The following is a 723-nucleotide window of genomic DNA, read 5'->3' on the forward strand; positions in this document are numbered from 1 at the left end:
AGCCTGTCCAGGTTATATGCATTACCCTCAAGATCGAGATATTAATTTTTTTGCGCAACTGGTTTCTGAACGCTCAGTCAGAAAACGCATTGGTGGTAAAGACGTGCGCGTTTGGGAACAAACCCCAGGGCGCGCGAACGAGGCTTTGGATTTGGCAGTTTACTCATATGCTGCCTTATGTGGATTAATGCAACAAGGGTTAAAATTGAACGTCATGGCTGATCGTATGGAGCAAAACCAAGAGCCAGTAAAAATGGTTGAACAAAGTGTCGAAGTATCAGGATTACCCAAAGAACAATACACTCAACCTGAAAAGAAAGATCCCGTTAAGGCGAGAAAAGAATTTATTAAGGGGTTTTTGTAGGGCTGACGGCACAAGATAAGCTATCGTAGATAGTAAAAAATATAGAATAACAGATAACATAGTCAAATCAGTAATTACCATATCAATCCATCCTTTCATTGTTTGTAAATTGAACAAAATGTTTATGCCCCAAATCTCATATAAAACATTGTTAATTTATATAAAAGGATAGTTATCTTGTGCTTGTCCTCCGAGACACCTTTAGAGCGCTTATATTATAAAATTTTATAGAATTTAATCAAATTCAAAATGAAAACCACCTTCCACCTTAACACCAAACAGACCTCATTAGAACTGCAACGAATAGCGTCCAAAGATATTCCTTATGCGGTTGCACAAGGTCTGAATGGGGTGGCAAA

Annotated in this window: 1 protein-coding gene; it reads left to right on the forward strand. The window is 38.0% G+C overall.

What is annotated here, in order from left to right; translation table 11 throughout:
- Positions 1–364, forward strand: a 364-nt coding sequence (locus QMN76_RS10880; protein WP_282066043.1) for a terminase gpA endonuclease subunit, incomplete at its 5' end; no start/stop codon positions are given.
- Positions 365–723: the final 359 nt, after the last annotated feature.

Source organism: Commensalibacter papalotli (ex Botero et al. 2024) (assembly GCF_947179115.1).
GTDB classification, from domain to species: Bacteria; Pseudomonadota; Alphaproteobacteria; order Acetobacterales; family Acetobacteraceae; genus Commensalibacter; species Commensalibacter papalotli.